Source organism: Actinacidiphila oryziradicis, assembly GCF_005047355.1.
GTDB classification, from domain to species: Bacteria; Actinomycetota; Actinomycetes; order Streptomycetales; family Streptomycetaceae; genus Actinacidiphila; species Actinacidiphila oryziradicis.
The window spans coordinates 18,088-45,062 of sequence record NZ_SUMC01000001.1 but is presented as its reverse complement, the minus strand read 5'-3'; the positions used below and the strand labels follow the sequence as shown (position 1 = coordinate 45,062).

Genomic DNA, 26,975 nt, shown 5'->3' with positions numbered 1-26,975 from the left:
CCTGCTCGCGATTTAGCCAAGGCGCGCGACGTTTATGCTACGCTCGCCACTCATTCAGACCCCAGTGTTCGCGCCCTTGTTAGCGATATCATGGATTCACTGTTGCAATTTGAACTGGACGACTACGCTGTCCGGCAACCGGTTGTCGATCTCTGGACGACGCTCTTGCAGGACGTGGACCCCAACGTCCGAGAAGGTGTCCACTGGTCCATGTCCCGTGCCGTCCATTCCGACTGGCTCGACGAACCCGCGGCCCGCTACCTCGACAGCAAGCTCCCGGAAGGCTGGCAGCGAGAGGACTGGTGGTAGACTATGCTGACCGTCGCTGATTTGGTGCGCCACTAGGGGAGCAAGTCGCTAGCCCCTGGCCTCCTGTCACTACATACTGGGACAGTGATGGTCGACGGGGAACTTGTGCGCGCCATGGCTGAGGAGCTCGACGACTTGGCTCAGCGGCTGATTGATTGCCTTCAGGCAAGTAGGGAAGACGAGGGCGTTGAAACTCGACCAGCTCTCCAAGCTAGCTAGGCGTCACTATGCTGACGAATGGCAGCAGGATCGGGTCAATGCGCTGAAGGTCCTCATTCGGACAGCAATTCTCTGCCTTCCTAAGGCTGATGTCGTCGAGCCGTCGACAACTGAACCAAAGATGCCGCTTCGCCAGGCTGCTTGCATGATGTTTAACATCACTGCGCCTGAGTATGGATTCGAAGCGATACCGATAGGGCAGCTCCAAGGGAAGAAGTACAGTGACCTTCTGGAACGCCTGAAAGAATCTGCTGGTGTGTATGGGTCCGTAGCCTGGGTCAGGGCTGAAATGCTCACACCTCTGCGTCGGTTACTAGCGGAGACACTGCTCCATCCAGATTTCCCATTCGCTGTGGAGCCTGAGCCTGTGCAGACGGGCGGAATGCTGGTCGTCGGGTCGACACCTGCGAATGACTACGATACCGGCGGCCGCGAGCTGCTCGCGGCCTCTGCTGTCTACGCGCGTGATATCCGCATCGACGACGAGCTGCACGTAGTGCGCACTCTCGAACCCGATCTGCTTGAACAGCTCATGGATATAAATCATCCGTGGCCGCAGGTGATCGTAGGAGAAGCCGGATCTGGCAAGAGCACATTGCTATGGTCACTCCACCAAAGCCTGGCCGCCCAGCCAGATATACAGCCGGTGCTGCTGCCCGCGACGTGGTTACTACGGGACCGGAGTAACGAACCTGCTGAAAAACTCGCTGGATTGTTTCAAAAGATCGCCCAGGCGGGTAGCAGGCCGGTCTTGCTTCTCGACACTGCTGATCTGATGCTCCACGATGAGGAAGCACGGCAGACACTATTGCGTCTTCTCGATACCGTTTATGCGGCTGGCTTTACCGGCTTGTACTCCACCAGGCCGCAGGAGGCCGCGCTCCTGTCGCACGACAACCTGCGTCGTCATGACCTTCAGCCCTACGACGACACCGAGCTTGACCACGCGGTCGCCGCCTTGGTGGCATGCTACTGCTCGGATGTTCCTTATGCCGAGGTTGCCAAGCGTGTCCGCCAGGCAACAGCCCGCGGCTTGCCGGTCGCCGATGTATGCCGAAGCCCGCTGCTCCTGCGCATGCTGTTCGACCTCTCCGCGCCTGCCGAGCCTGAACTCAACGACGTAGACGTCACGCGGCTTTTTGACGCCTACTGGCAGCGACGAGTGATTCGCGACGCGCGTACCGATATCGAGATCAGCCTGCGTGCTCGTGCCGCGGACAATCTGAGCGCCACTGCCGGCCACGCTGCGATCGGGTTGCTCGGGTCAGGCCTGCCTGAACTACCTGGCGCCATGTTGTGCGACACAACTGCCGTAGTGGCTGGATCACCTGGTGACCTTGCATCTGTCGAGGAAGAACTCGCGATTCTCACTGAACGCGGTGTGCTCGTCCCCAGCGGAGAGCTTCTCAGCTTTTTCCACCAGACCATGTTCGAGTTTGCCGCCGCCAAGGGGCTGCTCGCTCGATCAGACCCAGCGACGATCGGCACGCTGGCGATCAGAGCAATCAGTCACGGCGGCGACCTGTTCGTCGGCGCCGTTCTTGAGCAGGTCCTGATTCTCGCGGGTAGCAACCCGCTTCTCCAGGCCGCAGCCCAAGACGCCGTTAAAGGCCTGGTCACCTCGGACAGCGAGGCGGTGCAGGCGATTGGACTTGTGGCCTGGGGCCACTATCCAGCGCTCCTTGATAGCGCCACCGACACCCTGCAAATGGCCGGAACATCGGCGCTGGAACGCGCGACAAGAATCCTGCCCACCATCGCGGCCAAGCCGACCGGGCAGACCATCAGCCAGCTCATGCTCATCTGGCAGTCCACGAGCGAGCCGCATGTCCGTACTGTGGTGCTCGATGCGTTCGCCCGGCTCGCCCTGCACGCACCGCGAGACGTAGCCGAGGCATTGAACTACCTAGAGCCGCTCCAAACCTTCGCCGGCACCACAGCCACCCATGCAATGCGGCGTAGTTTCCTCGGTGTCCTCCATGCGATCTCCTCGGAGGCGCGCCTCCTCGTACGGTCCACGCTCGTTGCCATGCTCATGAGTAGCGACGACCGGGAATCTATCGAGCTGGACTACCTGGCAAGTCAGTGGTCCTACATTGGCGACGATCATCTGCTGGCCGAGGTCGTCCGGACACTTGACGCTGAGGGACCGCCGAACCACACCGTCGCGGCGGATCCAGCACGCCTGCGCCCCCGGTGATCACAGGCTAATCGAGTCCCTCGTCACCACCTGTCGCGCTATCGATGACAGCATCGCCGAGGTCATCGCAACTGCCATCGCCGAGCGCCACTACTCCGTCGCTCGCGAGCACCTCCAAACGCTCAGCCGCGCCGACATCACGGCCACCCTCCGGAGCTTCCTTCTCGACCTCATCCGCACCCATGACCGCAGCTTCGGCACCCGGGCTTTCCCAGAGATTTTTACGGCTGCCAAAAGTAATTAAACATGGATCGAAACCCGCTTCGGCCTATCAGTTCAATCGCGGGACGCTATCAGAAATCCGACACACGCCGGAGGCGGTGTTCGGGCTCTTGTCGCGTCCGGAGGGCGCTCCCGCGCGGTGGCGCCGCGCCCGCGCCGGGGGCCGGAGCCCTCGGCGCGGGCATGACAGCCGGTTATGGCTCAGCGCCGGGTGGCGTCCTCGACACGCAGCGCGAGGGCGGGGCAGCGCCGGACGGCGACCTGGGCCTGGGCGTTGAGGTGTTCGGGAATGCGGGTGCCGGCGATGTCGGGGTAGCCGTTGCGGTCCAGCCGCACGATCTCGGGGAGCAGACCGGCGCAGAGGCCGTGCCCCTTGCAGAGGGTCCAGTCGACCACGAGTTTTTCGTTGCTGGCCTTGCCGCCGCTCTTGCCACCCTTGCCGCCGGGGCCTTCGGAGCCGAGCAGCGGGAGCACGCCCTTGGTGGGCCGGCCGCAGCCGCCGCCGAGGACGTGCGCGGCCAGGTCGTCGGTGAAGGCGCTGATGGACGAGAGCAGGAACCGCATCGAGCCGTCCGGGTGACTGCACACCCCGCGGCCCTTGACGCCGAGCGCCGCCTGCCGGAGGGCCTCAAGGGCGCCCTGCCCGCCCCCGTTGAGGACGTCGCGGAGCAGTGCGGCCATCGAGGGCAGCCCGAGCCGGCACGGGCCGCACTGCCCGGCCGTCTCGCCCGCCAGCCATTCCACGACCTTCAGCGACTCGCCGAGCGGGCACAGACCCGGGTCCAGCGGCAGCAGCGCGCCCGCGCCGAGCGTGGCCTTGTGGGCCTCCAGGCTCTCGCGCGCGATCGTCACCATGGACGCGATCTGCGGGTCGATCCACGCGCCGTGGTAGCCGCCGACGAGCACTCCCTGGCCGACGCCCGCGCCGCACATCTGCAGGATGTACGACATCGGCACGCCGGTCGGGGTCTCGACGACGGTCTGCCGGGGCACCGAACCGGAGATGGTCAGCATGGCGGTACCGGGCTCTCCGGCCACGCCGGTGGAGCCGAAGCGCAGCGCGCCGAGCCGGGCGCCGACAGCGAGCTGGGCGAAGGTCTCGGTGTTGGAGAAGAGGGTGGGCAGTCCGTCGACGCCCGCGACACTGGCGCTGACCTTCCGGCCGGGCGGCAGCGGGAGGCCGCCGTTGGCGGCCGAGATGATGCCCGAGGACTCACCGGAAACGAATCGCTCCGGCATCCGTACGATCCGGGCTTTCAGGTTCCGTCCGCGCTTTTCACCGAGGCCGCGCTCGGCCAGCGCGTCACGTATCGACGCCTCGTTGGTGTCGCGGGTCACGCTGATGACCAGCGTCTGGGCGCCGAGGATCTCGGCCGCCAGCACGGCGCCGTCTATGACCAGGTGCGGGGCGCGCCGGAGGATTGTCGCGTCCTTGCGACAGGCGGGCTCGCCCTCGCAGCCGTTGACCACGACCGCGGTCCGGGTTCCCTTGCGCCGCGCGGACTCGCCGACTGCCTTGAGCTTCCGGTAGAACGGGAAGCCCGCGCCGCCCCGGCCGCGCAGCCCCATCAGCTCGGCCAGGTCTATGACTTCGCTCTCGGTGAGCGTGGGCATCGAGCCGTGCACGGACAGGTGGGTGACCCGGTCGAGTCGCTCGGCCATGTCGAAGCCGGCGGTGATGCGTGGCAGTCCGACTGCACGGACCTCCGGCAGTACGTCGCCTGCGGTCGCGCCAGGGGATGCCGATGCACCGGGAAGGGCCGGACGGGGACTCATCGCTGTTGTTCTCCGAAGTACGGGGCGGAGCCTGGCTGCTGCCAGGCGACGGGCTGGAGGCGGGTGGCTCCTGTGTCGGTCGGTACCTCGGGAGGAACGGCGTTGTCATAGGCAGGTGTGCCGTAGGCAGGTGTGCCGTAGGCGGGCGTGCCGTCGTAGGCGCGTTGGCCGGGAATCGGCGGCATCATCTGGGTCGCGTCGGGTTGAGCGTAGCCGGGCGGCAGTTGGCCGGACGGCTGCTGCTGAGCATAGACCGACGGCGGCATCTGGTCCGTGCGCTGCGACTGGGCGTAGATCGGTCCGGCCGACGGGAGCTGCCCGGTGTCGTAGCCGGGGGCGACCTGCGGCATGGCCGGGGCGGTCAGCGGGAAGTTGGGGAGCGGCGGCAGCGGGTCGTCGATGTAGGCGAGCGGGATGCCGTCGGACCGGCCGGCCGGTGCGGCCCGGCGCCTGCCGCTGCCGGCGCCGATGCCGCCGAGGCCCTTGTCCTCCGAGGCGGCCCCGACCTCGGGACCGCTCTTGAAGAGCGACTGGCCGCGCACCGAGCGGAGCCGTACGAGCAGGGCGATACCGACGCCACCCAGACTGATCAGGTACATCGCGACGAAGATGAACTTGGCGGACCGGCCGGCTTCCAGGCCGTGGACCAGCGCCATGCACCACGAGATGTACGCCATCGAATGCAGGATCCGCCACCGTACGGGGTGCCGCTTGGAGGCGAAGGCGCTCCGCATGGCGCCGGTCACGGCGGCCAGGATCATCAGGTACGCGGCGATCACGCCGAGGGCGATGAGAAGGCCCTGGCCCGTGGTGCCGAAGGGTATGAAGGCCGAGACCAGCGACACATGCCCTTCAACGACCTTCGTGGTGATGTGCAGGATCAGGAAGACCACCGCGGCGACCCCCAGCCCCCGATGCACCGCCTGGGTCATGATCCGGTGACGCGGGCCGAGGAAGCGGGTGTCGGTGCAGACCAGTCCCCAGATGCAGGCGCTGGAGAGCGAGACCAGGGAGAGGACGCCGACACCGAAGTCGAGGAACGCGCGCAACTGCGGTCCGGCGGCGGCCGCGATGGCGATGAGCAGGACCACAACGCCGCCGGTCGCCGCGACCCGCGTGAACCGGGAGGAACGGAGGCCCTCGAGCGAGGTGGTGTTCTCGGCAAAAGGGCGGTTCCTGCGGCGTGAGTCGGAGTCTGGAGCTTGAGGGTTGATGCGCATGCGCATGACGCTAAACATGTTCGTACCGATGGAGGTACAACTTTCGACAACTGACCCGCGGGACCCTTCCCACTGCTAGCGTTAGTATGTTCGAGATCCTGCTAACTGCGTTGGCCCATAGTGGTTTTGGGGCGTGGTTCTGAGGTGTTTCGGCGGTCTGCGCCTCCTTGTGTCGTATGTCGGGATTTCGGTGCAGGGTTTTCCCTCAAATCTGCCCGCCCGGACCCCACTTGGTGATTTCTTGGCAAAGCCATGCCCCTCGCATTAACCGTTCGGCGCGAGAGTGACGATCTCCGGAGCGCGTTGACCATGCACGTGCCCGCAACACGCGAAGATTCGTAACGCTGGGGGTTACATGAGTTCTCATCGCTCCAGAGGGCGCGCCGGTGTAGCCATGGCAGCAACACTGCCATTGGTCGCCGGTGCGCTCGCTCTGGGCATACCCGCCGCCCAGGCCAACGCCACGCCGCAGTCGGGGCGTGACACCCTGAGTGGCACCAAGCCGGCCTGGGCGACAGCCAAGGCCGACAAGGGCAGCACCTCCGACGCGGGCAAGGTCACCGCCCGCGTCTATCTGGCCGGCAACGCCTCGGCCCTGGCCGCCTACGCCAAGGCCGTCTCGGACCCGAGTTCGGCTCTGTACGGCAAGTATCTGACGGCGAAGCAGGTCCAGGCCCGGTTCGGCGCCACTACGCAGCAGATCGCCGAGGTCACCAGCTGGCTCAAGGCTTCCGGCCTCTCGGTCACCAGCCACAACCAGCACTATCTGACGGTCACCGGCCAGGTCGCCGACACCGAGAAGGCCTTCGCCACCCAGCTGCACAACTTCACCAAGGGCGGCAAGACCTACCGTGCACCCACGACGACGGCCTCCGTGCCGGCCTCGCTGGGCGGCGCGGTCCTCACCGTGGTCGGCCTGGACAACGCGCCGCATGTCGTCAAGCACGACACCGCCACGCTCCCGGCGCCCCCGGCCGTCTTCAAGAACTCCGGGCCGTTCTCGACGTACTACGGCTCGAACGTCGCCAAGTCCCTGCCGTCCGCGTACGGCGCCAAGCAGCCGTACGCGGTCAAGGGCTACACCGGCACGCAGCTGCGTGCCGCGTACGGCGCGAAGGAGCAGAACACCGGCAAGGGCGTCACTGTCGCGATCACCGACGCGTTCGCCTCGCCGACGATCGCCAAGGACGCCGCCACGTACGCCAAGGGCAACGGCGACGCGGCGTACAAGAAGGGCCAGCTCACCCAGGTCCTGCCGAGCGACTACCAGTACATCTCCGAGTGCGACGCGTCCGGCTGGTACGGCGAGGAGACCCTCGACGTCGAGGCGGTGCACTCGGTCGCCCCGGCGTCCGACGTCACCTATGTCGGTGCGGCCTCCTGCTCCGACAACGACCTGCTCGACGCGCTGAGCAAGGTCGTCGACAACCATCTGGCCGACATCGTCTCCAACTCCTGGGGCGAGGCCGAGCAGTACAACACCCCGGACCTGGCCGCCGCCTACGACCAGATCTTCCAGCAGGGCGCGGTCGAGGGCATCGGCTTCTACTTCTCCTCCGGTGACAGCGGCGACGAGGTCGCCAACACCAAGACAAAGCAGGTCGACGCCCCCGCCGACTCCCCGTGGGCAACGGCGGTCGGCGGCACCTCGCTGGCGGTCGGCAAGGACAACACGTACAAGTGGGAGACCGGTTGGGGCACGACGAAGTCGCTGCTCTCGTCGGACGGCACGAGCTGGGCCTCGCTGCCCGGCACGTACTCCTACGGCGCCGGCGGCGGTACCAGCCAGATCTACAGCCAGCCGTTCTACCAGCGCGGTGTGGTCCCGGACTCGCTGGCCCTGGCGAACGGTGGTACGGCCAAGGAGCGTGTTGTCCCGGACGTCTCGGCCGTGGCCGACCCGCAGACCGGCTTCCTGGTCGGCCAGAGCCAGACCTTCCCCGACGGGTCGGTCCAGTACAGCGAGTACCGGATCGGCGGCACCTCGCTCGCCTCACCGGTCTTCGCGGCCATCCAGGCGCTGGCCCAGCAGGCGCAGGGCGGCGTGCCGCTCGGCTTCGCCAACCCGGCGATCTACAACAAGTACGGCACCTCCGCCTACCACGACGTGACCGACCACCCGCTGGGTGCCGGTGTCTCGCTCGCCGTGGTCCGGGTGGACTACGCCAACGGCATCGACGCGAGTAAGGGAACCATCACCTCGCTGCGTAGCCTCGGCCGCGACAGCTCGCTGTCCGCGACTGTCGGCTACGACGATGTGACCGGCGTCGGCAGCCCAGCCGCCGGTTACCTGAAGTCGTTCGCGCGGTCCGGACACGGCCACCGCTGACGCGGTAGCGGGCCATGGGGCCCGCACCGGGGACATCCCCGGTGCGGGCCCTTCGGGTACTGCGGTAACCTGGCCACATGCATGCCGTACGCCTTCTGCTTAGCGAGCCGTGCTGACGAGGATCCAGGTCAGTGCGGCGCCCCTCCTGTGCGAGGGGCTTTTTCATTTCGGCAGGTAGAGCGCACGGCCGGGCCGCAGGCCGTCATGACATCGATGGAGTACCGAGGACGATGAGCGACACCACTCCCGCCGCCGAGGCGGTCGCGCCCCACCGCTATACGGCTGCCCTGGCCGCGCGGATCGAGGACCGCTGGCAGGACTTCTGGGACGACCACCAGACCTTCGCCGCCGAGGTCACCGACCGGCCCAAGAAGTTCATCATGGACATGTTCCCGTACCCCTCGGGTGCGGGACTGCACGTCGGCCACCCGCTGGGCTACATCGCCACCGACGTCTACGCCCGCTTCCAGCGCATGACCGGCCACAATGTGCTGCACACCCTCGGCTTCGACGCCTTCGGCCTGCCCGCCGAGCAGTACGCGGTGCAGACCGGCACCCACCCCCGGGTGTCCACCGAAGCCAACATCGAGAACATGACGCGGCAGCTGCGCCGCCTGGGCCTGGGCCACGACAAACGGCGGTCGATCGCGACGATCGACCCGGAGTACTACAAGTGGACCCAGTGGATCTTCCTGCAGATCTTCAACTCCTGGTACGACCCCGAGGCCGGCAAGGCCCGCCCCATCGACACCCTGGTCGAGCAGTTCGCCACCGGTGCCCGCCCGACCCCGGACGGGCGGCCCTGGGCCGGGCTGTCCGGCGCTGAGCGCGAGGACGTTCTGGCGGGCTACCGGCTGGCGTACTCCTCCCAGTCGCCGGTCAACTGGTGCCCGGGCCTGGGCACCGTACTGGCCAATGAGGAGGTCACCGCGGACGGCCGCTCCGAGCGCGGCAACTTCCCGGTGTTCAAGGCCAATCTGCGCCAGTGGATGATGCGGATCACCGCCTACGCGGACCGGCTGCTGTCGGACCTGGACGCGCTGGACTGGCCCGAGGCGATCAAGCTGCAGCAGCGCAACTGGATCGGTCGGAGCGAGGGTGCCCGTGTCGACTTCAGGGTCGGCAGCGATGGCAACGGCGGCGACGGCGCGAAGATCACGGTCTTCACGACACGCCCGGACACCCTGTTCGGCGCCACATATATGGTGCTGGCCCCCGAGCACGGCCTGGTGGACGACCTCGTCCCCGCCGAGTGGCCCGAGGGCACGAAGGAAGCCTGGACCGGTGGCGCCTCCACCCCTGCCGACGCCGTGGCCGCGTACCGCAAGCAGGCGCAGTCCAAGTCGGACGTGGAGCGCCAGACCGAGGGCAAGGACAAGACCGGCGTCTTCACCGGCGCGTACGCGGTGAACCCGGTCACCGGCCTGAGGATCCCGGTCTTCATCGCCGACTACGTCCTGATGGGTTACGGCACTGGCGCGATCATGGCCGTACCCGGCCAGGACGAGCGTGACTGGGAGTTCGCCAAGGTCTTCGACCTGCCCGTCATCCGTACCGTCCAGCCGCCCGAGGGCTGGGAGGGCGAGGCCTTCACCGGCCAGGGCCCGGCGATCAACTCCGCCAATGACGAGATCGACCTGAACGGCCTGCCCGTCACCGAGGCCAAGTCGAAGATCATCGAATGGCTGGCCGCCCGCGGCATCGGCGAGGGCACCATCAACTACCGGCTGCGCGACTGGCTGTTCAGCCGTCAGCGCTACTGGGGCGAGCCCTTCCCCATCGTCTATGACGAGGACGGCGTCGTCCACGCGCTGCCCGACTCCATGCTGCCGGTCGAACTGCCCGAGGTCGACGACTACAGCCCCCGCACCTTCGACCCCGACGACGCCGACACCTCCCCGGAGACCCCGCTGTCCCGGAACCCGGACTGGGTGACCGTCACCCTGGACCTGGGCGACGGCGCCGGTCCGCGCAGCTACCGCCGCGAGACCAACACCATGCCCAACTGGGCCGGTTCCTGCTGGTACGAGCTGCGTTACCTGGACCCGCACAACAGCGAGCGGCTGGTCGACCCCGCCATCGAGCAGTACTGGATGGGTCCCCGCGAGGGCCAGCCCGCCGGCGGCGTCGACCTGTACGTCGGCGGCGCCGAGCACGCCGTACTGCACCTGCTGTACGCCCGCTTCTGGCACAAGGTGCTGTTCGACCTGGGCCACATCTCCTCGTTCGAGCCCTTCCACAAGCTGTACAACCAGGGCATGATCCAGGCCTACGTCTACCGCGACAGCCGGGGCATCCCCGTCCCGGCCGCCGAGGTCGAGGAGCGCGACGGCAAGTACTTCTACAACGGCGAGCAGGTCAGCCGGCTGCTGGGCAAGATGGGCAAGTCCCTGAAGAACGCCGTCACCCCGGACGAGATCTGCGCCGAGTACGGGGCCGACACCCTGCGCCTGTACGAGATGGCGATGGGCCCCCTGGACGTGTCACGGCCGTGGGACACCCGGGCGGTCGTCGGCCAGTACCGGCTGCTGCAGCGGGTGTGGCGCAACGTCATCGACGAGTCGACCGGCGAGGTGACGGTCTCCGACACCGAACCGGACGAGGCGACGCTGCGCGCCCTGCACAAGGCGATCGACGGCGTCACCCAGGACATGGCCGGTCTGCGCTTCAACACGGCCATCGCCAAGGTCACCGAGCTGAACAACCACCTGACCAAGGCGGCCGGCCCGGTACCGCGCTCCGTCGCCGAGCCCCTGGTGCTGCTGATCGCCCCGCTGGCCCCGCACATCGCCGAGGAACTGTGGTCCCGGCTGGGCCACAGCGAGTCGCTGACCCACGCGGACTTCCCGGTCGCCGACCCCGCGCTGGCCCAGGACGAGGCCGTGACCTGCGTCGTCCAGATCAAGGGCAAGGTCAAGGCCCGCCTGGACGTGCCGCCGACGATCTCCGACGCCGACCTGGAGGCTCAGGCGCTGGCCGACCCGGCGGTTGTCGCGGCTCTGGACGGCGCGGGCATCCGCAAGGTGATCGTCCGGGCGCCGAAGCTGGTCAACATCGTTCCTTCCTGATCGGGGCGGCCACCAGGGGGCGGTTGGGGTTCATCCGGAACCCGTGACCGCCCCTGTGGGTTTACCTTTGACCTGGAACACGACGTGAGCCGAGCCTTGGAGCCGCTGTGAATTTCGCCCTGGCACTGTTCTCGCTGCTTATGGTCTCCTTCGTGGCCCTCGGCGTCGTGGCGGCGGTCAGGACCGTACGAGCTGTGCAGCGCGGCGTGGAACGGACGGGCCTGCAGGCTCGCCGGGTGGTCGAGGAGACGACCCTCAAGGCCCGCAAGTACACCCAGCCCGGCCCGGTCGGCGACCTCGCCGGGCTACGGCTCTCCTTGCGTACGTCCATCACCGGCACCCGCGAGACGCTGGAGCCCCACGTGGCCTCCGACGCCTCGCTCGGCGAGGCGCTGGCTCTGCTCGCCCGGCTCCGCGAACATGCCAAGGACCTCGACGCCGAGCTGCGCATCCTGGAACGCGAGCCCGACAAGTCCCGGATCGCTGCGCGCCTCCCCGAACTCCGCGAACGTACCCACCGCATCACCCACTCCGCCGACTCCCTGCGCTGGGCCGCCCAGGACCGCGCCCGCCAGTTCGCCGATGACGACCTCGCGGCACTGGGCCGCCAGATCGAGGTCGAGGCCGGGGCGTTGCGGCACTGGGCACCCGTCACGCCGCCCGAGGACGAGCCGGTGGACAAGCCGCACAAGCCGCTGGACAAGCCAATGGGCAATCCACTGGGCAATCCACTGGGCAATCCACTGGGCAATCCACTGGGCAAGCGGCTGGGCAAGCCCAAGCGCACCGCCTGATCCCCCTACCTGATCTTGACCAGGGCCGTACTGTCCTCTCGCTCCCCACGCGGGTAACCTCCCGCACATGTCGTCCCATATCGCGATCGTCACCGATTCAACGGCCTACCTGCCTCAGGAGGCCCTGACCCGGCACCACATCACGGTCGTGCGGCTCGCGGTGGTGATCGGCGACGAAGCGCTGGAAGAAGGCACCGAGGTCTCCGCCCCCGCCGTCGCCCGCGCGCTGCAGCGCCGCAAACCCGTGACGACATCCCGGCCCAGCCCCGAGGAGTTCGCCGCCGCCTACCGCGCCGCCGCTGAAGCGGGCGCGACCGCCATCGTGTCGCTGCACCTGTCCGCCGAGTTCTCCGGCACATATGACGCCGCCCTCCTCGCCGCCGCGGCGGCTCCGGTCCCGGTACACGTCGTGGACACCGCCATGGTCGCGATGGCGCTCGGCTTCTCCGTGCTCAGCGCCGCCGAAGCGGCGGAAGCGGGCGGCTCGGCGGACGAGATCGTCGCGGCAGCGGAGAAACGCGCCTCGGACACCTCCGCCTACTTCTACGTCGACACCCTCGACTACCTGCGGCGCGGCGGCCGCATTGGCGCGGCCCAGGCGCTGCTGGGCTCGGCGCTCGCCGTCAAGCCCCTTCTCCAGCTCGCCGAAGGCCGGATCCAGCTCATGGAGAAAGTGCGCACCGCGTCCAAGGCTGTCGCCCGACTGGAGGAAATCGTCGTCGAACGGGCCGGTGCCCGGCGCGTGGACATCGCCGTCCACCACCTCGCCACCGCCGACCGCGCGGCCCTGCTCGCCGAGCGGCTACGGGCTCGTGTGCCCGGCCTGGACGACCTGATGGTCAGCGAGGTCGGCGCCGTCATCGGCGCGCACACCGGGCCGGGGCTTCTCGGCGCCGTGGTCTCGCCGCGATGAGCCGGCGCGCGGGGGCGCGGGGCGGGCTGCCTAGTTATCCACAGGCGGGAAGCAAGATCATCTCACCGTGGCGATGGGCGCTACTGTCAGTCGCATGGGAACACTCACTGTAACCAATCGTCGCAAGGACCTTCACGCCGTCGTACGGCAGCGTGCCGCAACGCTCTTCGATGCGCCGCTCCACAGCCCGCCGGTCCTTCATCCGCCGGTCCTTCATCCGCCGGTCCGCGATCCGACTCCGCCGACCGGATCACCGGCGCCGGCACCTGCGCCGGAAGCGGCAGCGCAGGAGCCGCCGTCCCCCGTTCCGCGTCCTTCGGCCGTCTCACGCCTCGCGACGTGGCTGTTTGTGCGTTGCGGCGTCGAGTTGAAGACCGTCGCCGCGCTCGGGGTAGTGCTTCTGGCCGCCGCAGGCTTCGCGGTGCACCATTTCTGGACCGGCCGCCCGCACACGGTCGCCGTGCCGCCGGCCACCCGCGCGGCGGTACCGCGTCCTTCACCGGGGCCGCCGCCCGCCGTTGCGGCGAAGGCCCGGCTGGTCGTCGACATCGCGGGCAAGGTGCGCAATCCCGGTCTGCGGAAGCTGCCTTCCGGCTCCCGCGTCGCTGACGCCCTCAGGGCGGCCGGCGGTGCGGTGCCCGGCGCGGACACCAGTGCTCTCAACCTGGCCAGGCTCCTGGCCGACGGCGAACAGATCCTGGTCGGGGCCCCAGCGCCCCTGCCTTCCGGCACATCGCCGTCCGGCCCCTCAGCCCCGGTCAGCCTCGGCACCGCCACCCTCGACCAGTTGGAGACCCTCCCCGGCGTCGGCCCCGTCCTGGCCCAGCACATCCTCGACTACCGCGCCCGGCATGGCGGCTTCGCCTCCATCGACCAGCTCAACGATGTCACCGGCATCGGCGATCCGATATCCATAGCGTAACCTAAAGCCATGACACCGACAAGGGCCGTACTCCTGCTGCGCATCAGCTACCGCACCCGCGAGGATGAGACCGACGAGCCGGACGGAGAATCCGAGCGTTGGTCCGACCGCTGGCGCGCCGAATTCTCCAAAGGGATCGGTAGGCAGGAGGAGGACGGCCGGGCGCACGCCAAGCGCCTCGGGTGGACCATCACCAAGGTGATCCCCGAGGACGACACCAGCGCCTTCAAGCGCCGCAAGATCGCCCTTCCTGACGGCACGACAGGCCTGCGCACCGTCCGGCCCGGCTTCCGCGCCGCCCTGGACCTGCTCGCGTCCGGCGAGTGTGACGGCCTGATCGCGGACGACCTGGACCGCGTCGCCCGGGACCCCCGCGACCTCGAAGACCTCATCGACGTCGTCGAGTCCCGGCGCCCCCGCATCCCGGTCGAGAGCGTCACGGGATCCCTGCGGCTCGCCAACGACGCGGACATCACCATGGCGCGCATCATGTGCGCCGTCGCCAACAAGTCCAGCCGCGACACTTCCCGGCGCGTCTCCCGCAAGCACGAGGAGCTCGCAGCCGAGGGCAAGCCCGGCGGGGGAGGGTTCCGCGGCTACGGCTACGACCGGCGGAACCTCGAAGTCGTACCCGAGGAAGCCAAGATCGTGCGAGAGATCGCAGCTCGCGTCCTCGGCACCTGGCACGACTGGACGCCGGAGCAGTGGACCGCCTACGAGACGCACGGCGAGAGCCTCAACTCCATCGCTGACGACCTCCAAGCCCGCGAGGTACCCACCGTCACGGGTGCCGCATGGAACGCCCGCTCCGTCCGATCGGTCGTCACCAAGCCGCGTATCGCCGGTCTCCGCGCACACCGAGGTGAGATCGCGGGGACAGCCGTGTGGCCGGCCATCCTTGATACGGAGACGTGGGAACAGGTCTGCGTGCGCCTCTCCGAGCGGGGCCGTCACATCGACATCACCCTAAAACGATGGCTGACCGACGTCCTGCACTGCTCGCAATGCGGCCACGGACTCACGGGCAAGCATGGCAACGCGGGGGAGCAGTACTGGTGTGCCCGGAACAGGGGTGGCTGCGGAAAGATCAGCATCAAGGCCGTGCCCGCGGAGGAGGAGGTTGAGCGCCAGATGCTCGACCTGCTATCGCTGCCGGACGTGCTCGGGCGGCTGCGGTCCATCGCCACCCATGAGGCAACCGATGCCGCACGTGCAGAGCTGGTCGAGGATGAGGCGCAGCTGAAGCAGCTTGCCGGCATGTGGGCCCGCAAAGAGATCAGCTTCGCCGAGTATGGCGAGGCGCGCAGGATCATCGAGAGGCGCGTGAAGGAGTCGCGGGCCCTGCTCACTTCTGCGGCGCCGCGCGTGCTGCGGAAGCTGCTTGCCGGTGATGTACGCGAGGGCTGGGCCCGGCTGACGCCGGCCGACAAGCGCGAGGTCGTGCTCACGGTGACGGCTGGCTACGAGGTTGTCCCGTTCATCGTGGGCAAGCCCCGCCGATTCGACCCCGACAGGCTGCGCCCGCTGGACCCTCAAGCCTGACGCGCCAAAACGAAGGGCCCGCGCTCTCCCGAGCCTGGGCCCTTCGTTGTTGGACTCAAGAGCCTGCGACGTCTGGGTCTTCCGTCGCGGAGGGGTCGGCCAAGCCGTCGTGCTGCAAGTCGGAGGTGAGGATGCCAAGCGCCATCTTGAGTCGCCGGGCAATCTCGTCCAGCTCGGCCGGCGCGGATTCGATGTTGGCCGCCTTGAAGGCGCTGAAGATCATGGACTGCAGCGCAGAGTTTCGGCGGTTCACGTATTCGAGATAGGCCGACGTCTGGCCGCTGCCTGCCTTCGCCGCCAGTTGACTGAAGAGTGTCGCAGTGCGGTTCTCCAGATCCGTCTGCATCTCGCCTTCGGCAGGGAACAGCAGCGACAGCAGGTCATCGGTAGTGATCGCCTCGTCTGCGGACCTGGGCTTGATCCTGGTGTCCGGCCCCGGCGGAACCAACCACCACGTGAGCGGCAGACGGAAGGCTCGTGAGAGCGCGACCAGTTCGTCCGCGCTGAACTCCTTCACCCTCGCTGACCGGTGCGCCCGCTCGGCGGCGGCGTAGACCGGGATTGACCACGTCTTGCCAAGGCAGGTGGAGATGCGCTCCGCCGCCTCAAGCTGCGTCCACCCGCGGAGTTCACGGGCTCTCAGCAGGTTGTAGGACACAACCCCGTCCGCCGTCAGGCTCGGGAGTTCGGCTGCCTCATGGGCGGCCGTGAGCTCGTTGCCGAGCTTATTGGCGAGGTCGTCCTCGGATTCAGATCCCACGCCGGGAACGTACCACTCACTACCCCCAGGGCGACACTGGTGTTGGCCTCCCAACGCTCTTGCATGCCATGCCAAAGAAGACTAGTCTCGGGGCATGGCCAACACCAGTGTTGGCCAGCGAGCATGTATGTTCGGCACGGGTCAAACCCTACGCACCCTTCGGAGGGCGCGTGGGTGGACGCTCAGCCAGGCAGCGGCGAAGGCCGGCATGGACGAGTCCCACCTGTCGAAGGTGGAGCGCGGACTTGCCGGACTCAGCGTCGACACCCTGTCTCGGCTTGCGGGTGTCTACGACCTGACCGAACTACAGGCACAGCTGGCCCCTTACGCCCGGGATGCGGCGTGAACGCCGAGCAGACGGCTGCAGCGCAGCCCGCACGAGTGAAGACGGCGCGAGCCAAGGTGACGCTCTCCGACATCTACGCGGACCGCGAACTCACTGACGCCCAGGTCCGCCGTCTCGTGACCATTCTCGGGCTCACACAGCCGAGCAGGCGCAAGGCCGACGCCGAGCCCCGCGACACGGCAGCCTAGAGCCCCAAAAACGGCAGCGGCCCCGAGGTCGCTACAACCCCGGAGCCAACGCCACCCATCCAGCGCCCGCCCAGGACCGACAAGCCAACGGCGGACGCGCAAGTGAAAGCAGATCCCATGATGTCAGACAACCGGGTAATCGGCCACGAGACGCAGGCCACCGTCAACGGCACCGCCGTTCGCGCCGTCCCGTTCACCCAGGCCGGCGAGCAGCTGCCCCGCACCTGGACGTTCACCAACCGGAACACCGGCAAGCCGACCACGTTCACCTGCATGACCGGCTGCATCATCGACCACAGCGACAACATCGCGCGGCCGACGTTCGCCGAAGATGTTTGGTGCCAGACGCCCCGCGAGAACGTGACGCTGCCGCTCAACACCAACGGGCACCCCGAGGAGTTCCGGGTCCTGGGCTCGGAGATCCGGGTCATGCCGTTCTCGGCGACCATCGCTGAGCGACTGCCGCACGTCACGATCGAGATGATCGACGACCACTACATCGAGGGCCTCGACCCGGACGGCCTGGCCACGGTCATCCGCACGCTGGCCGAGCGCCTCGACTCGCTCAAGGACCGGCACGCCCAGCTCGTCCAGGTCCGCGCCGACTACCAGCGGCGGCAGGCGTGACCGACAGGCACATAACCGACGCGGCCGAGGACGACATCCTCGGCCGCCCGGCCGCCGATCGGTCTTACGGTGCTAGCACCGTAAAGCGGAAGCGGCGGACCGTCGCCGAGTTGGACGTCATCGACGACGCCATCCTCGCGGCCGTAGCTCAGGAAAGCCCGGTCACCCTTCGGGGCGTCTACTACCGCGTCGTAAGTTCCGGGGCAGTCGACAAGACCGAAGACGGCTACCGCCTGGTCGGCCGGCAGGTTCTCAAGCTGCGCAGGTCCGGCCGTCTCCCGTACCACCACATCACCGACGGCACCCGTTGGGTCGTCAAGCCCACCACGTGGAACACCGCCGACGCGATGCTGGACGCTGCCGCAGCTTCCTACCGGCGCGCCCTCTGGCTCGACCAGGGTGTTGAGGTCCACGTCTTCACCGAGAAGGACGCCATATCCGGTGTCCTCACCCCGGTGACGGACGCGTGGGACGTTCCTCTCGGGGTCCTGCGCGGCTACGCCTCTGAGACGTTCTGCTACTCGATGGCGCAGGCGATCCTGGCCGCGAACAAGCCGGTGTTCGTCTACCAGCTCGGCGACCACGACCCTTCCGGTATCGGCGCCTGGAAGGACTTCCAGGGCAAGGTCACCGCCTTCATCAAGGACAGCCACCGGTTCAGTCACGCCATCTTCGAGCGGATCGCCGTTACGCCAGCGCAGATCGATGAGTACGAGTTGCCGACCAGGCCGACGAAGAAGTCCGACTCCCGGTCGAAGAGCTTCGAGGGCGAGTCGGTTGAGGTCGACGCGATCCCGCCGACCATTCTCCGTCGGCTCACCAAAGCGGCGATCACGCAGCACATCAACCCGGAGGCGTACCGGCTCCATCAGGTAGCCGAGCAGTCCGAACGCGAAGGTCTTTACCGCCTGATTGGGGGCCGCTCATGAACGAGCCGAACACCTGGGTGGAGCGCGCCACCTTCCTCGCTATGGCCAAGGAGACGGGGATGGACAACGGCGATGAGATTGCCGCCGCCACCGTCGAGCTGATGATCGAGATCGAGACCCGCACCCCCGCCCCGTGGGCAGACAGCGACCCGTTCGCCGCCGAGCGGTACCTCGCCTCTCGCGGTGCCAGCCCCGCCGCCGCAACCGCCAACGCCGCCGAATTCGAGGTCTCCATGCGGGCCCTCACTGCCCTCGGTACCGGCAAGCCGGCTGAGACCTTCGACGACATCGTCCGCTGGATCGCTGAGCACGTGGACGGTGATGACCAGTGAGCTGGCAGACCACCCTCGTACAGCCGGTGAACGCCGCCCGGCCCGCCGTCGTACAGGTCACCTGCACGTGGTGCCCCTGGCGGTCCGTCACCATCGACGCCTCCACCGACACCGGGCTCGCCCAGGTCCGCTCCCTCCGCGACGGCCACGTGTGCGCTCTGAAGGACCCCGAGAAGGCGTTCGCGGACATCACGTCCGAGTACGAGAGCGACAGCCCCCTGTACGCGGCCGTGCTGGAAATGCAGCAGCAGAACCCCGACAGCCTGCCCGTGATCATCGGCCTCAAGGCGTGGGCGCAGCTCGATGAGTACCAGCAGAGCAAGCACCTCAGCGACCTCCTGCAGGCCTACGTCGAACTGGTCGACATCCAGCGCGCCGAAGACCTGGAGGGCCGATGACCACCCGGGAGCGGCTCATAGCCGCCTGCGCCGAGATCACGCGGGACGCGATCGGCGAGTTCTGCGCCGAGACCGGCCTGACGTACCTCGGTCCCGACGGGCCGCTGCACGTACTCGGAGGGATCCGCGTGCGCGGCACCTTCCGAAGCCCGGACGGACGCCACTGGGCCGATGCCCACCTGGTGGCGGAGTCCATGACCGTCGGCACCGGGCTGACCGCCCACATGCGCGACTACTGGACCGACCGGGCCGGCGACTCCATCGAAGGCCACGGCCTATGGGTCGCTACCGCTGAGCGCGGTCTCCACGACGCCACCATCAGCCCCCTGGCGGCTATCGCCGGGCAGCTGGAGCTACCGGCGCCGGAACGGTTCCCGGACGGCTGGGCCCGGTCCTGGCACGACTACCCGTGGCAGTCCGACGAGACCGAGCTGCAGCTCATCGCGCACGGCCTTCCGGGCACCGACGGCCGCCGCAACCAGGGCCAGCTGTGATGGCGCGCCGCCCCGTCCGGGGTTCCCGCTCAGGCGGGGCGGCGCGCCCCAACCCGTACACGACAGCCAAGACCTCGCGGGGGGCGGCTCCGGCCGCCACGCCCTTCCCCTCGCTCGCGAGCAAGGACGACACGTTGAGCACGACAGCGACACTTTCGGCGGTGATCCGATGACCAGCGACGCCACCGTCCGCATTGTCGTCAGCACCATCACCGCGCAGGTGTTCAGCCCCTTTGAGGCCCTCGGGTGCATCCGCACCCTGCCCTCACGGCTCCGGAATTGGGATGCCGCCGAGAAGTGCTGGGTGATCTCGCTGACCCTCGTCCCGGAGCTGAAGGCCGCTCTGGCGGCCGAGGGCTTCAAGGTCGTCGTCCGCGACGCCAAGGCCGGCCGGGCCGAGAGCCCGCGCCGCGGACGCGCCGCAGACACCTGGGCTGACGCCATGTACGCGGCGATGGACAAGGCGCTCGCCGACCGCGCGTACAAGGCTCTGCTGCCTGTCCTGCATCCCGACCGGGGCGGCGACACCGAGGCCATGCAGGCACTCAACGCGGCCCGCGACCGGGCGGTGAGCCGCTAATGGGCTACCCGCTGTACCGCGACGTGAAGCTCTGGTCTCCCGACGGCCTCACCAAGGGCGAGAAGCTCGCCGCTCTGGTGCTCGCCGACGACGCCAACGACAAGACGCGCCTCACCTTCAGCAGCACCGAAGACCCCGAGATCATGCGACAGGCGCTCGTGCCGGACGACCGGGCCATGCGGCGCATCCTCGCCGCGCTCCTGACACAGAAGGTCATCGAGCGCGCTGCCAGCGGCCACAACGGCAAGGTCGCCAAGTTCCGGTTCCTGCACCTATCGCCGGAGGGATGCCCCGGCGCACCGGAGTGCATGTGTCCGCTTGCGAAGCCGGTTCAAGACGAACCCGCGACAGGCGACACCTCGGAGGACGTAGGCGGGTCAAAATCACCCGCCTACTCAGACAAGCAGGCTGCGAGCAAGGCGGGCGAAAACCACCCGGCTACTAACGGAGTAGGCGGGCGATTTTCTGCCGGTAGGCGGGTGAAAACCACCCGCCCTACTCCTTCTACTTCCTCAACTACTTCCTCTACTGCTCCGGCGGGCAAGCCCGCCAGCGGCCAGCGGAAGCCCGGCAAGCACCAGGTCGCCGACGCCCTCACCGCCGCTTTCTGGGAGCACCACGGCAAAGGCCGTGCCCAGCCCTTCATCGCCGTCCGCTCCGTGATCCGTGCCGCCATTGGCAACGGCGTCGAGCGCGACGACCTCGCCCGAGCTCTCGACCGCTGCGCCCGCGAAGGCCGCTCGATCTCCGGCGCCACCCTCGACATCGCCCTTGGCGCTCTCAAACGCGCGGGCAGCCCGCAGCAGCGCACCGGCGCCCGCTCCGACCTCCCCGACGACGACGACATCCACAACGCAACCCCTGAGGACATCGTGTGAACCACTACGACCCCTACGACGACGCCGCCCTGCTCGCCGAAGCCCAGCAAGGCGCCCGCCGCGAGCAGATCGAGCGCCGCCTCCACCTGCTCCTCGACAAACGGCCCCCGGTCTTCGACGAGGAAGGCGAACTCCACCCGGACATTCAGGGCTGGATCGAACGGTTCCTTCAGGGCGAGCCCGGCGCGCTGATCCTCATCGGCAAGGTGGGCACCGGGAAGACCTGGTCCCTGTGGAAGGCCGCTGAGACTCTGGTCCGTCAGGGCTGGCGCGGCCGTATGGAGATCGCCGCGTCCTACGAGGTGAAGGAAGCCACCGACCGGCCCGTCGACACTGAGCGGCTGCGCATCTGGCGCGAGGCGGACCTGTTCGCCATCGACGATCTCGGAGCCCAGCGCGTCAACGACTGGGACGCAGACGCCCTGCTCGCCATCATCGACCGCCGCTGGCAGCGCCGGCGGCCAACGATCGTCGCGTCGAACGAGGTTGGCCTGAAGGAATTCATCGGAGACCGTGCCGCCTCCCGCCTCGCCGACGGCGCAACCATCGTGAAGTTCACCGGAGCCGACCGCCGGAGGGCCCGATGACCGACGCCGGATTCGAGCGGACCCCTCCGCAGGACTTCCACGCCGAGCAGGCCGTCCTGGGCGGCATGATGATGTCCAAGGAAGCCCTCACGGACGTCGTCGAGATCCTCAACGGCACCGAGTTTTACCGCCCCGCCCACGCCACGATCTTCCGGGCGATCACCGACATGTTCGCCAAGGGCGAGACGGTCGACCCGATCACCGTGTCGGGGTACCTCGCGAAGTCCGGCGATCTGGTCAAGGTCGGCGACCGCCCGTACCTCCACACCCTCGTCAGCGCCGTGCCGACCGCCGCCAACGCCGAGTACTACGCGGGCATCATCCGCGAATACGCCCAGCTGCGCAGCGTCATCCAGGTCGGTACCCATCTCGTCCAGATGGGATATGCGGCCGAGGGTGACGCCGCCGAGATCTTCGACGCCGCCAACACGGAGTTGGGCGCCGCCGCCGCTGCTCGCGATGACTCCCGCGCCACCGCTATCGGCGAGGACTTCGAGCAGTATCTCGACGACCTTGAGGCGTTCCAGCGCGAAGGCCGCAGCAAGGGCGTACCCACCGGCTTCACGGACCTCGACAGCCTCACGGGCGGCCTGCTGCCCGGCCAGATGGTCATCGTCGCCGGGCGTCCGGCCATGGGCAAGAGCACGCTGGCGCTCGACTTCGCGCGGAGCTGCGCTATCAAGCATGGACGCCCGGCCGCGTTCTTCTCCCTGGAGATGTCCCGCCGCGAGGTGCAGAACCGGGTGATGTCGGCTCAGGCCCGCATCGCTCTGCACCACCTCCGCATGCAAGACGGCATGACCGACGAGGACTGGTACCGGTTCGCCGAGACCACACCTCGGGTAACTGCGGCGCCGCTGCACATCTACGAGACCGAGCAGACCCTGATGAGCATCAAGGCAAAGTGCCGGCGCCTCAAGCAGGGCGAAGGCCTCGACCTGGTCGTCATCGACTACCTGCAACTACTCACCGCCGGCCTGTCTCACAGGGTCGAGAACCGTCAGGTTGAGGTGGCCACTATGAGCCGCGGCATCAAGGTCATGGCGAAGGAGCTCGGCGTACCCGTAGTCGTCCTGTCCCAGCTCAACCGCGGCCCGGAGCAGCGCACGGACAAGAAGCCGACGAAGAGCGACCTCCGCGAATCCGGAGCGCTCGAGCAGGACGCCGACATCGTGATCCTGCTCCACCGCGAGGACGCCTACGAGAAGGAGTCCCCGCGCGCCGGCGAGGCCGACCTCATCGTCGACAAGCACCGCAACGGCTCGGAGGCGACGATCACCGTCGCCTTCCAGGGCCACTATTCCCGGTTCGTCGACATGGCCCAGAGCTGACCCCTGACCCCCGCCCGGCCGGGCCCGCCGTCAACAGGCCCGGCCGGTAATCCCAGCATCACACCGAAAGGAGAAGACCGTGCCCGAGACCAACCCCGAGCAGGTCGAGTGCCTGCACGAGATCTATGACCCCAACTGGGACGAGCCCTTCGAGGGCTACGCGATCCGCCGCCACCGGATCACCAAGAAGACCCCCAAGCGGATCTTCTACACCGACGACTGGGGCCGCACCTACTCCCTCGATCGGCAGAGGCTCGAGGCCGACGGCGAGATCTGGGACCGGGTTCACAACCGGCGCCTGTACCTCCGCGAGCCGGAGCTGCCCCAGCCGCCCAAGCGGCCGTCAGTGGCCGAACTGAAGCAGCGCATGGCCGACGCCCACCCCGACCGCGGCGGCAACGACGCCGAGTTCATCGCCGCCCGCCAGAAGTACGAGCGGGCCCGCCGGATGGCCGCCCGATGACCAACGTCAACGACGTCGTCGCCGAGCGCATCGAGGCCGCGCGTCGCCGCATAGCCGCCGACAAGACCCGCCGGGCTGACCTGCAGGCCGCCCGTAACGCCGGGCTCGTGCAGCGGCACCGGACGAAGCTCGCGCGCCTCAATGCGGCGGAAATAGCTTCCGCCCGCCCGAGCGAAAGCTATGCCCTCAGCACCGCTGAGCCCGCCAGACGTGCCGCCGAGCGCGCACCCGAAGGCCGCGATTTTTCGACCCCCACAACCCCCGGAGGAACCACCGTGCCACCGACCGCCCGCATGGTCGTCTGCCCGAGCTGCCGTACCGAGCGGATGGCCCGCCGGGTCGCCAGCGTCGTCATCGCCGGCCGCCCGCACGACGCCTTGCGCTGCCTCGACCCCGCGTGCGAGCTTCTGTGGCTCGTCCGCGCCGACCGGCCCCGCGTACCCGCCGCCGCGGCCTGATGCCGTCCCCCGAGAGCCGCCGCCCGGACCGACCCCACCAACCACAAGGAAAAACAGAGCCCCCCATGAACCAGACCGCCCAGTACACCGCCCTCACCCGCGAGCTGCCCAGCGTCGCAGCCGTCGACCTGGTGACCGCCGGCACCTTGCAGCTGGTCGTCACCTGCCCCAACTGCGGCGCCCAGCACCGGCACCTCGGCCTCGGCCTTCGCCGCTCCCCGTGCGGCGTCTTCTATCTCGTCAGCCGTACCGAGCCCATAGCCAAGCTCAGCGCAGCCTGAACCACCCCTGTACGAACGGAAACGCCATGGAATCCCAGTTGAAAGCCCCGCTGCAGGCAGCGATTGCGATCGTCACCGCCGCATCCCTCGACCCGCCCTCGGTGTCGGTCGAGGAGCTCCTCGCCGACACCAACGCGCTCGATGTCCTTGCCGTCCTCGCCCGCGCGCTGCATCTGACGCTGGGTTTCGCGGTCGGTGACGTCGGCCGTGATGCCGTCCTCGCCACCCTCGGCATCGACGCCGCCGGGGATGAGTCGTGAGCGGAGAGCAGCGGCCGGTGAGCCGCCGGTACGAGGGCGTACAGCCACCCCGGGACGACCGGCCGGCGCCGTCGGAGCTGTGGGACGGCATAGCGGTGCCCGGGCCGTTGTGTGCCGAACTGTCGGCCTTTCTCGATGCGGCCCACCGGAACGGCGGGGGGCTGTCCAGGGCTCTGCTGGGGGTGCTGAAGGCTTCACGGAGCGCGGCGGCCCGGTACCAAGCCAGGCAGCACGCGGCACGCGCTTTGGCAGCCCCAACGCCTGTGGCCCGTGAGGTTCTTGGTGTCGCCCAACTGGCGTCAGTCTCGGTCGTGGAAGAGATCACGACCGCGCAAGCAGCGGACCTCGGAGGGTTCACCTCCGAATGGTGGCGACGGCTCGCCGTCACCGGCAGGGTCCGCGCCCGGCAGGCCGAAAGGCACGTCTGGCTGCTGCACCGGGCGGACGTGATCGCATACACGAATCGCCGACTGATGGAGACCCCCGATGACAACCGCGACCAGGACGGCCCCGGACCTCAACGGCAAGCTTGTTGAAGCCCGCAGCGAAGCCGAGACGATCCGCGGCGAGCTGAGCCAGGCCGAGGCCGACCTCGCCGCGGCGCTCGAGGTCCAGGACTTCAGGTCCGCCGAGGAGGCCAAGGGCCGGGCGGATGCCGTCCGCCCTCACCTGGCCCTCGCCGAAGCGACCGAGCGGGCCCTCGGGGAGGCCGTGCACGCCCTTGGGGCGCACCAGCGGGCCGAGGCTGAGACCGCAGCGCGACAGGCGCGCGAGGAGGCGTCCAGGGCGACGCTGGCCGCGGCGATGGCGGCCGAGCGTGAGGCCGAGGAGACCGCCCGGCGATGCCTCGCGGAAGCCCTCGCCGGTGTCGACGCGGTACGCGACAGCCTGACCGCCGCGAAGGCCGCCGAGGTGGCCGGCGGCGATGCCCGGCAGGCCGCGAACGAGGCCCGTGCCGAGCTTGAGGGGACCGCCCCGTCCCCGCACCGGGTCATGCCGAGCTGGGCGTCGTCCCGCATCGAGCGCTCCGAGCTCCTCACCGCGATCTACCACCGCCGCGAGCTCTGACCCCAATGACCAGGGGCGTGCCGCGTTCGGGCGTCAACGTCACGCTCTGCGCCGTCAGGGCGCGAGCGAGCGAAGGCGGGGAGCAGCGGTGACCTCGGTCTCCTCCATCTGCCTTGATCCGACCTGCGCCCCGGTGGCGCGCCCCTTCCCCCGTAAGTCCGCACCATCTGGAGATGCCATGACGAACCCAGTCCGTACCCCGATCCATGAGGGGCCGCCGGCCACCGATGCGGAGTTCGACCGCCTCAGGTACATGGCCCTCGCCCAGCTTGCCGGAGCGCCGCCGAAGACGGTGACGGAGAAGGTCAAGAAGAAGGGCAACAAGGTGCCGAAGATGAAGGTCGCGAAGCGGAAGACGGTGGGCGCCAAGGAGACCGCGCCCAAGGCCAAGAAGGCGAAGCGGCTCGCCGAGAACGTCGACTCGCCCGCCGCCCCGGTAGCTGACCCCTGGACTCAGCGGGCCGTCGACCTCTGGCCCACCGACAGCCTCCGCACGTGGGAACCCAGTGCGCCGATGTCGCTGTCGGACTACCTGAAGGACGGCATCTAAGTGCCCACCAGCCCTGTGTTCACGCCGGTCGACAGCAACGGATTCTCGATGTCGGCCGGCGGGGACCAGCTGGCGTCGATCGCCGCAGGCGCGACCGGCCCGCAGGTCGTGAAGACCAGCCCGGGGCGGCTGGGCAGGATCGTCCTCGCCGCCGCGAACGGTGCCGCGGCCATCGTCGTGTACGACAACGCGACCGCGGCGTCCGGCACGGTCATCGGCGTCATCGCCGCGTCGGCAGCGGCCGGCGTCTACGACTTCCAGCTCCCCGCGCGCTCCGGCATCACGATCGGCGGAGCAGCGACCAATCCGGCCCTGGCCGTCGGCTACGCGTGACAAGGAGCTGCCAGCGATGCTCACATGCGACTACTGCGGCGAGCAGTTCGAACGGCCCGCCCGGGGACCGGTGCCGCGGCTGTGCAGTCCCCCGTGTCGCCGCGCATGGTCCAACCGGCAGCAGCGGCGGCGCACCAGGGCCGACCGGCTCGCCAAGGAGCTGCCGCAGATGACCGGGGCGCAGCGCCGCCACTTCGAGCAGGTCGAGCAGCTGCTCCGGATGGCCCTGGCCGTCAAGGGCCCGCGGCGAAAGGGTGATGCCTGATGGCCGCAGAGATCCGGATGCGCCGTACACCGCCGGCCGGGCTCGGTCCGATGCTGGGCGCGGCTCGGATGCGCCGGGGCTGGCGGATGCGCGAGGCTGCCCGACTGCTCGAGCTGTCCCCGTCGTACCTGTTCGACCTCGAGGCCGGGCGGCGCTGCCCGTCGGTGACGGTCGCCAGGCAACTGGCCGACGGGCTCGGGCTCGACGAGACGGAGCGGGCGCAACTGCTCGCTGCCACAGTCGACGACGCGGGAAGGGATCACCCCGCGCGGCATTCCGTGTAGGTCGGGGCACCGATTCCGGGTGATCGCCTAGGCGGACACTCTGATTAGA

General features: G+C 68.5%; 33 protein-coding genes. 29 read left to right on the top strand and 4 right to left on the bottom strand.

The window, feature by feature from the left end; translation table 11 throughout:
• Window positions 1-90: 90 nt before the first annotated feature.
• Window positions 91-309, top strand: coding sequence for a hypothetical protein (locus FCI23_RS00280; protein ID WP_169316639.1), 219 nt, complete (start codon window positions 91-93; stop codon window positions 307-309).
• A gap of 187 nt (window positions 310-496) precedes the next feature.
• Window positions 497-2,728: an NACHT domain-containing protein gene (locus FCI23_RS00275; protein WP_136721376.1), complete on the top strand. Its 2,232-nt coding sequence runs from the start codon at window positions 497-499 to the stop codon at window positions 2,726-2,728.
• 7 nt (window positions 2,729-2,735) lie between these two features.
• Here FCI23_RS00275 and FCI23_RS56045 read toward each other — a convergent pair whose 3' ends face one another.
• The 3 genes from FCI23_RS56045 to FCI23_RS00265 form a co-directional block, all read right to left on the bottom strand.
• Window positions 2,736-2,912, bottom strand: coding sequence for a hypothetical protein (locus tag FCI23_RS56045; protein ID WP_169316638.1), 177 nt, complete (start codon window positions 2,910-2,912; stop codon window positions 2,736-2,738).
• Window positions 2,913-3,151: 239 nt separating this feature from the next.
• Entirely contained in the window at window positions 3,152-4,612 is a 1,461-nt protein-coding gene (locus FCI23_RS00270) for an NADH-ubiquinone oxidoreductase-F iron-sulfur binding region domain-containing protein (protein ID WP_407645903.1), read from the bottom strand.
• A gap of 110 nt (window positions 4,613-4,722) precedes the next feature.
• A complete protein-coding gene (locus FCI23_RS00265; RefSeq protein ID WP_136721374.1) occupies window positions 4,723-5,946 on the bottom strand; it encodes a hypothetical protein in 1,224 nt (407 codons plus the stop codon).
• A 394-nt stretch (window positions 5,947-6,340) separates the two neighbouring features.
• On the opposite strand from FCI23_RS00265, the gene FCI23_RS00260 reads away from it, so the two are divergent.
• The 6 genes from FCI23_RS00260 (at window position 6,341) to FCI23_RS00235 (ending at window position 15,514) form a co-directional block, all read left to right on the top strand.
• A complete protein-coding gene (locus tag FCI23_RS00260; RefSeq protein WP_246143182.1) occupies window positions 6,341-8,275 on the top strand; it encodes a S53 family peptidase in 1,935 nt (644 codons plus the stop codon).
• Between the two features lie 230 nt (window positions 8,276-8,505).
• Window positions 8,506-11,343 (top strand): leucine--tRNA ligase, encoded by a 2,838-nt coding sequence (gene leuS, locus FCI23_RS00255; protein ID WP_136721372.1) that lies wholly within the window; start codon window positions 8,506-8,508, stop codon window positions 11,341-11,343.
• Between the two features lie 107 nt (window positions 11,344-11,450).
• Entirely contained in the window at window positions 11,451-12,137 is a 687-nt protein-coding gene (locus FCI23_RS00250) for a hypothetical protein (protein ID WP_246143181.1), read from the top strand.
• A gap of 67 nt (window positions 12,138-12,204) precedes the next feature.
• Window positions 12,205-13,050, top strand: coding sequence for a DegV family protein (locus tag FCI23_RS00245; RefSeq protein WP_136721371.1), 846 nt, complete (start codon window positions 12,205-12,207; stop codon window positions 13,048-13,050).
• A gap of 367 nt (window positions 13,051-13,417) precedes the next feature.
• Window positions 13,418-13,972 (top strand): ComEA family DNA-binding protein, encoded by a 555-nt coding sequence (locus FCI23_RS00240; protein ID WP_322973769.1) that lies wholly within the window; start codon window positions 13,418-13,420, stop codon window positions 13,970-13,972.
• A 9-nt stretch (window positions 13,973-13,981) separates the two neighbouring features.
• Window positions 13,982-15,514, top strand: a complete 1,533-nt coding sequence (locus FCI23_RS00235) for a recombinase family protein (RefSeq protein WP_136721370.1) — start codon at window positions 13,982-13,984, stop codon at window positions 15,512-15,514.
• A gap of 55 nt (window positions 15,515-15,569) precedes the next feature.
• Here FCI23_RS00235 and FCI23_RS00230 read toward each other — a convergent pair whose 3' ends face one another.
• Entirely contained in the window at window positions 15,570-16,172 is a 603-nt protein-coding gene (locus tag FCI23_RS00230; protein ID WP_136721369.1) for a helix-turn-helix domain-containing protein, read from the bottom strand.
• Between the two features lie 196 nt (window positions 16,173-16,368).
• On the opposite strand from FCI23_RS00230, the gene FCI23_RS00225 reads away from it, so the two are divergent.
• The 21 genes from FCI23_RS00225 (at window position 16,369) to FCI23_RS00125 (ending at window position 26,926) form a co-directional block, all read left to right on the top strand.
• Window positions 16,369-16,620 carry a helix-turn-helix domain-containing protein gene (locus FCI23_RS00225; RefSeq protein ID WP_136721368.1) on the top strand — a complete coding sequence of 84 codons (252 nt, stop codon included), beginning with the start codon at window positions 16,369-16,371 and terminating at the stop codon, window positions 16,618-16,620.
• Window positions 16,617-16,808 (top strand): hypothetical protein, encoded by a 192-nt coding sequence (locus FCI23_RS00220; RefSeq protein WP_136721367.1) that lies wholly within the window; start codon window positions 16,617-16,619, stop codon window positions 16,806-16,808. The genes FCI23_RS00225 and FCI23_RS00220 overlap by 4 nt, the downstream gene beginning before the upstream one ends.
• Before the next feature lie 117 nt (window positions 16,809-16,925).
• On the top strand, window positions 16,926-17,435 hold the full coding sequence (locus tag FCI23_RS00215) for a DUF6907 domain-containing protein (RefSeq protein ID WP_136721366.1): 510 nt from the start codon (window positions 16,926-16,928) through the stop codon (window positions 17,433-17,435).
• Window positions 17,432-18,364, top strand: coding sequence for a hypothetical protein (locus FCI23_RS00210; protein ID WP_136721365.1), 933 nt, complete (start codon window positions 17,432-17,434; stop codon window positions 18,362-18,364). Before FCI23_RS00215 ends, FCI23_RS00210 begins: the two co-directional genes overlap by 4 nt.
• Window positions 18,361-18,696 carry a hypothetical protein gene (locus FCI23_RS00205; protein ID WP_136721364.1) on the top strand — a complete coding sequence of 112 codons (336 nt, stop codon included), beginning with the start codon at window positions 18,361-18,363 and terminating at the stop codon, window positions 18,694-18,696. Before FCI23_RS00210 ends, FCI23_RS00205 begins: the two co-directional genes overlap by 4 nt.
• The gene (locus tag FCI23_RS00200) at window positions 18,693-19,094 is read left to right on the top strand and encodes a hypothetical protein (RefSeq protein ID WP_136721363.1); all 402 of its coding nucleotides are present in this window, start codon (window positions 18,693-18,695) and stop codon (window positions 19,092-19,094) included. The genes FCI23_RS00205 and FCI23_RS00200 overlap by 4 nt, the downstream gene beginning before the upstream one ends.
• Entirely contained in the window at window positions 19,091-19,588 is a 498-nt protein-coding gene (locus FCI23_RS00195) for a hypothetical protein (RefSeq protein ID WP_136721362.1), read from the top strand. Before FCI23_RS00200 ends, FCI23_RS00195 begins: the two co-directional genes overlap by 4 nt.
• Window positions 19,589-19,757: 169 nt before the next feature.
• Window positions 19,758-20,168: a hypothetical protein gene (locus FCI23_RS00190; RefSeq protein WP_136721361.1), complete on the top strand. Its 411-nt coding sequence runs from the start codon at window positions 19,758-19,760 to the stop codon at window positions 20,166-20,168.
• Window positions 20,168-21,046, top strand: coding sequence for a hypothetical protein (locus tag FCI23_RS00185; protein ID WP_136721360.1), 879 nt, complete (start codon window positions 20,168-20,170; stop codon window positions 21,044-21,046). The genes FCI23_RS00190 and FCI23_RS00185 overlap by 1 nt, the downstream gene beginning before the upstream one ends.
• Window positions 21,043-21,633, top strand: coding sequence for an ATP-binding protein (locus FCI23_RS00180; protein WP_136721359.1), 591 nt, complete (start codon window positions 21,043-21,045; stop codon window positions 21,631-21,633). The genes FCI23_RS00185 and FCI23_RS00180 overlap by 4 nt, the downstream gene beginning before the upstream one ends.
• On the top strand, window positions 21,546-22,964 hold the full coding sequence (dnaB, locus tag FCI23_RS00175) for a replicative DNA helicase (RefSeq protein ID WP_407645902.1): 1,419 nt from the start codon (window positions 21,546-21,548) through the stop codon (window positions 22,962-22,964). Before FCI23_RS00180 ends, dnaB begins: the two co-directional genes overlap by 88 nt.
• 79 nt (window positions 22,965-23,043) lie before the next feature.
• Window positions 23,044-23,427, top strand: coding sequence for a hypothetical protein (locus tag FCI23_RS00170; RefSeq protein WP_136721357.1), 384 nt, complete (start codon window positions 23,044-23,046; stop codon window positions 23,425-23,427).
• A complete protein-coding gene (locus FCI23_RS58090) occupies window positions 23,424-23,885 on the top strand; it encodes a hypothetical protein (protein WP_211265159.1) in 462 nt (153 codons plus the stop codon). The genes FCI23_RS00170 and FCI23_RS58090 overlap by 4 nt, the downstream gene beginning before the upstream one ends.
• A gap of 65 nt (window positions 23,886-23,950) precedes the next feature.
• On the top strand, window positions 23,951-24,166 hold the full coding sequence (locus FCI23_RS00160) for a hypothetical protein (RefSeq protein ID WP_136721356.1): 216 nt from the start codon (window positions 23,951-23,953) through the stop codon (window positions 24,164-24,166).
• A gap of 26 nt (window positions 24,167-24,192) precedes the next feature.
• Window positions 24,193-24,426 (top strand): hypothetical protein, encoded by a 234-nt coding sequence (locus FCI23_RS00155; protein ID WP_136721355.1) that lies wholly within the window; start codon window positions 24,193-24,195, stop codon window positions 24,424-24,426.
• Entirely contained in the window at window positions 24,423-24,962 is a 540-nt protein-coding gene (locus FCI23_RS00150) for a hypothetical protein (protein WP_136721354.1), read from the top strand. The genes FCI23_RS00155 and FCI23_RS00150 overlap by 4 nt, the downstream gene beginning before the upstream one ends.
• Complete coding sequence (locus FCI23_RS00145) at window positions 24,913-25,494, top strand: hypothetical protein (protein ID WP_136721353.1); 582 nt, start codon at window positions 24,913-24,915, stop codon at window positions 25,492-25,494. The genes FCI23_RS00150 and FCI23_RS00145 overlap by 50 nt, the downstream gene beginning before the upstream one ends.
• Before the next feature lie 178 nt (window positions 25,495-25,672).
• Window positions 25,673-26,044, top strand: a complete 372-nt coding sequence (locus tag FCI23_RS00140) for a hypothetical protein (protein ID WP_136721352.1) — start codon at window positions 25,673-25,675, stop codon at window positions 26,042-26,044.
• Complete coding sequence (locus FCI23_RS00135; RefSeq protein ID WP_136721351.1) at window positions 26,045-26,377, top strand: hypothetical protein; 333 nt, start codon at window positions 26,045-26,047, stop codon at window positions 26,375-26,377. It abuts the gene before it with no gap.
• A gap of 16 nt (window positions 26,378-26,393) precedes the next feature.
• Window positions 26,394-26,642: a hypothetical protein gene (locus FCI23_RS00130; RefSeq protein ID WP_136721350.1), complete on the top strand. Its 249-nt coding sequence runs from the start codon at window positions 26,394-26,396 to the stop codon at window positions 26,640-26,642.
• A complete protein-coding gene (locus FCI23_RS00125) occupies window positions 26,642-26,926 on the top strand; it encodes a helix-turn-helix domain-containing protein (RefSeq protein ID WP_136721349.1) in 285 nt (94 codons plus the stop codon). The genes FCI23_RS00130 and FCI23_RS00125 overlap by 1 nt, the downstream gene beginning before the upstream one ends.
• The last annotated feature ends 49 nt before the right edge of the window (window positions 26,927-26,975 follow it).

Bases quoted from the DNA above. Each gene is read 5' to 3' on its own strand.
- FCI23_RS00185 (WP_136721360.1), top strand. From the start codon at position 20,168: ATGGGCTACCCGCTGTACCGCGACGTGAAGCTCTGGTCTCCCGACGGC.
- FCI23_RS00260 (WP_246143182.1), top strand. From the start codon at position 6,341: ATGGCAGCAACACTGCCATTGGTCGCCGGTGCGCTCGCTCTGGGCATA.
- FCI23_RS00235 (WP_136721370.1), top strand. From the start codon at position 13,982: ATGACACCGACAAGGGCCGTACTCCTGCTGCGCATCAGCTACCGCACC.
- FCI23_RS00280 (WP_169316639.1), top strand. From the start codon at position 91: ATGGATTCACTGTTGCAATTTGAACTGGACGACTACGCTGTCCGGCAA.
- FCI23_RS00195 (WP_136721362.1), top strand. From the start codon at position 19,091: ATGACCACCCGGGAGCGGCTCATAGCCGCCTGCGCCGAGATCACGCGG.
- leuS (WP_136721372.1), top strand. From the start codon at position 8,506: ATGAGCGACACCACTCCCGCCGCCGAGGCGGTCGCGCCCCACCGCTAT.
- FCI23_RS00125 (WP_136721349.1), top strand. From the start codon at position 26,642: ATGGCCGCAGAGATCCGGATGCGCCGTACACCGCCGGCCGGGCTCGGT.
- FCI23_RS00160 (WP_136721356.1), top strand. From the start codon at position 23,951: ATGAACCAGACCGCCCAGTACACCGCCCTCACCCGCGAGCTGCCCAGC.
- FCI23_RS00215 (WP_136721366.1), top strand. From the start codon at position 16,926: ATGATGTCAGACAACCGGGTAATCGGCCACGAGACGCAGGCCACCGTC.
- FCI23_RS00145 (WP_136721353.1), top strand. From the start codon at position 24,913: ATGACAACCGCGACCAGGACGGCCCCGGACCTCAACGGCAAGCTTGTT.
- FCI23_RS00265 (WP_136721374.1), bottom strand. From the start codon at position 5,946: ATGCGCATCAACCCTCAAGCTCCAGACTCCGACTCACGCCGCAGGAAC.
- FCI23_RS00155 (WP_136721355.1), top strand. From the start codon at position 24,193: ATGGAATCCCAGTTGAAAGCCCCGCTGCAGGCAGCGATTGCGATCGTC.
- FCI23_RS00190 (WP_136721361.1), top strand. From the start codon at position 19,758: ATGACCAGCGACGCCACCGTCCGCATTGTCGTCAGCACCATCACCGCG.
- FCI23_RS00225 (WP_136721368.1), top strand. From the start codon at position 16,369: ATGGCCAACACCAGTGTTGGCCAGCGAGCATGTATGTTCGGCACGGGT.
- FCI23_RS00245 (WP_136721371.1), top strand. From the start codon at position 12,205: ATGTCGTCCCATATCGCGATCGTCACCGATTCAACGGCCTACCTGCCT.
- FCI23_RS00130 (WP_136721350.1), top strand. From the start codon at position 26,394: ATGCTCACATGCGACTACTGCGGCGAGCAGTTCGAACGGCCCGCCCGG.
- FCI23_RS58090 (WP_211265159.1), top strand. From the start codon at position 23,424: ATGACCAACGTCAACGACGTCGTCGCCGAGCGCATCGAGGCCGCGCGT.
- FCI23_RS00205 (WP_136721364.1), top strand. From the start codon at position 18,361: ATGAACGAGCCGAACACCTGGGTGGAGCGCGCCACCTTCCTCGCTATG.
- FCI23_RS56045 (WP_169316638.1), bottom strand. From the start codon at position 2,912: ATGGGTGCGGATGAGGTCGAGAAGGAAGCTCCGGAGGGTGGCCGTGAT.
- FCI23_RS00270 (WP_407645903.1), bottom strand. From the start codon at position 4,612: ATGGCCGAGCGACTCGACCGGGTCACCCACCTGTCCGTGCACGGCTCG.
- FCI23_RS00140 (WP_136721352.1), top strand. From the start codon at position 25,673: ATGACGAACCCAGTCCGTACCCCGATCCATGAGGGGCCGCCGGCCACC.